Source organism: Methylibium rhizosphaerae (assembly GCF_006386545.1).
Lineage (GTDB): Bacteria > Pseudomonadota > Gammaproteobacteria > Burkholderiales > Burkholderiaceae_C > Pseudorivibacter > Pseudorivibacter rhizosphaerae.
The window spans coordinates 1-2,872 of the sequence record NZ_SWAR01000092.1; the positions used below are offsets into that span (position 1 = coordinate 1).

Consider the following 2,872-nt stretch of genomic DNA (forward strand, 5'->3'; position numbering starts at 1 on the left):
GTGTTGCCGTTCTTGTTGGTGAAGGTCTTCCGGTTGCCCAGGCCGTCGTAGGTGAACGACTCACGCCCGCCTTCGGCATCGACGCTGGTGAACAGCCGCCCGGCGGTGTCGTAGGTCCAGGTGGTGGTCTGGTCGAACTCGCTGGCGGTGGGCAGCGCGCCGGCCGTGGCCGGCTTTTTGAAGTGCCGCGTTGTCGTGGTGGTTCGCGCGGCGGTGTCGTAGGCCGTGGTGGTGACGTAGCCCTCGGCGTCGGTGCTGTGGACGACGCGGTTGGCCCGGTCATACGCCGTGCTGGTGACGCGGTCGGCGGCACTGTCGGCCGACACGCCGGCCGGGCTGGTGCCGGCGATCACCGGTTGCGCGAAGCGGGTCATCCGCGTGACGTTGCCGTTGGCGTCGTACTCGGTGCGGGTCACCGCGCCGGTCGGGTCGGCCTGCCAGGTCAGCCGGTTGGCCGCGTCGTACTCGTAGACGCTCACGCGGTCGTCCGCGCGGTTGTGCCCCAGCCGGATGCGGCGAACGACGTTGCCGTTGTCGTCGTAGACGTTCTGCGTCACGCTGCCCGCCGCGTCGGTCACGAAGGTCGCGCGGTCGAGTGCATCGTAGGTGGTCACGGTGCGACGGTCGCGGGCCGCATCGGCCACCACGGCCGGATCGGACGTGCCGCTCCAGGCGGCCAGGTCGATGGGCCGGGCATAGGCAATGCGCTCGGTGACGTTGCCGTTGTCGTCGTACTTGAACTCGACCACCGCGCCGGTGCCGTCGACCACGTAGCGCAGGCGGTCGTCGCGATCGTAGCGGCGCGCTTCGACGGCGTCCTTGCCCGCAGTGGCCACGATGCGGTTGGCGATCTCTTCGGCTGACGCAGGCAGTGGCATGGCGGCCAGCACCTGCGGCGACAGCGCGGTCGCGTAACGGGTGCTGCGCACCAGGCGGCCTTCGTCGTCGTACTGGTTGCGGGTCACCGCGCCGGCAGCGCTCACGCTGTAGAGCAGGCGGCCGCTGTTGTCGTAGGCGTAGCGGGTGACGCCGTTGTTCGCGTCGGTGCTGGAGACGAGGTTGCCGTGGTCGTCGTAGTCGTAGCCGCGCTTGATCTTCAGGCCGTCGGGGTCGATCTCCTCGCCGGTGCGCCGGCCGAGCGCGTCGTAGGTGTAGCGGGTCAGCGTGCCGGCCGGGTCGGTGACGGTGAGCTGGTGGCCCAGTTCGTCATAGGTGTAGGCCGTGCGCAGCGCGAGGCCGTCGGGGTTGTCGTCCGGCCCGGCCGTCCAGTCGGGGCTGCGCTTCGGATCGACGGTGACCGCCTTGACCTGGCCGTTGAGGTCGTACTCGGTGTGCGTCCAGACGCCGTTGGCGTCGCGCGACCAGACCGCCTGGCCCTTGGCGTCGTAGCGGTGCTCGGTGGTGAGGTTCAGCCTTCCGGGCTCGGCGCCCGGGTCGGTGGTGACGGTCAGCACCCGATTGGCGGCGTCGTAGGTGTAGGCGACCTTGTTGCCGCGGGCGTCCACGGTTTCGAGCAGGCGGCCGGCGCGGTCGTACACCTGGCTGGTGCCGGTGAGCGGCGTGGTGGTGCCCACCAGGTTGCCGTTGCGGTCGTACTCGTAGCTCGTGACCTGGTTCTTGCCGTCGGTCACGGTGTCGGTCTGGCCGTGGCGGTTGTGCACGGTGCTGACCGAGATGCCTTCGGGCGACGTGATCGTGAGCTTGCGTGCGGCGGTGTCGTAGGTGTAGCGGGTGGTCTGGTTCAGGGCGTTGGTCTGGGTCAGCGTGCGACCGAAGGCGTCATACGTGGTCGACCGGATGGCCTGGCTCTTGTCGACGGTCTGCACGACGCGCCCGAGGCGGTCGTAGCTCTGGTGGCTGACTTTGCCGTTGGCGTCGGTGCTCTCGACCAGGCGGCCGAAGGCGTCGTAGCGGGCGCTCGTGGTGGCGTTGATGCCGGCGGGATCGCTCACGGTGCCGGTCTGCAGGCCCCTGCGGTCATGGCTGAAGCTCTGCACCGAGGGCTGCGCGCTGCCGCCGCTGGCAGTCACCGACGTCACGTCGCCGAAGGCGTTGTAGATCCGGGTGGTGGTGCTGGTGGCGCCCCGAGTGATGGCGAGCTCGCCGCGCAGCGTGTACTCGTAATCCACGCTGCCGTCGACGGTCGCATCGCGGATGGCGGCGACGGCGGCCGTGAGCTCCGGGGTGACCCGGCCGCCGTTCAGGCCGGCGAGAGTGGCCGGGGTCAGCCGTGCGCCATGACGCACGGTGGCGCTGAGCTGGTTGAGTATGTCGTACTGGCGCTCCTCCACCTCGCCCAGCGCATTGATGGTGAAGGCCAGCCGGCCGTCGGCGGTGTAGAAGAAGACGGTGCGCGCGCCGTTGGCATCGGTGGTGCTGGTGCGCCGCCCGAGCGCGTCGTAGGTGTGGGTCAGGCCGTGCTGGGTCCAGAGGGCGTCGACCTGCTCCTGCGTCAGGCCCTCGGTGAGCAGGGCCGCGCCTTCGGCACTGAGTTCGCCGGTCAGGCGACCCTGCACGTCGAAGCGGGCGTTGAGGGTGCGAGCCTCGGCCGTGCCGGCCGCCTTGACGGTGGACACCAGGTTGCCCACGGTGTCGTACGCATAGCGGGTGACCGTGCCTTCCGCATTCGTCTGGCTGGTGATGCGATCGAGCGCGTCGTAGGTGGTGCTGGTGACCTGTGCCTGCGGGTCGGCCAGTGGGCGCAGGTCGATGACCCGCGTGCCCGCGCCGACCACCTGGGTGACCGGCTGGCTGTAGCGAATCGTCGTGGTGCGGTTGCCCCGGGCGTCGTAGACGTGTTCGGTGAGGTAGCGTTCGGCGTCGAGCTCCGCCACCAGCTTGCCGCGTGCGTCGTAGATCAGGCGGGTGGTCT

Annotated in this window: 1 protein-coding gene; it reads right to left on the minus strand. The window is 69.8% G+C overall.

Going from position 1 to position 2,872, the window contains the following annotated elements; translation table 11 throughout:
- On the minus strand, window positions 1–2,872 hold a 2,872-nt coding region (locus tag E8D38_RS27340), incomplete at both ends, for an RHS repeat protein (RefSeq protein ID WP_140637435.1).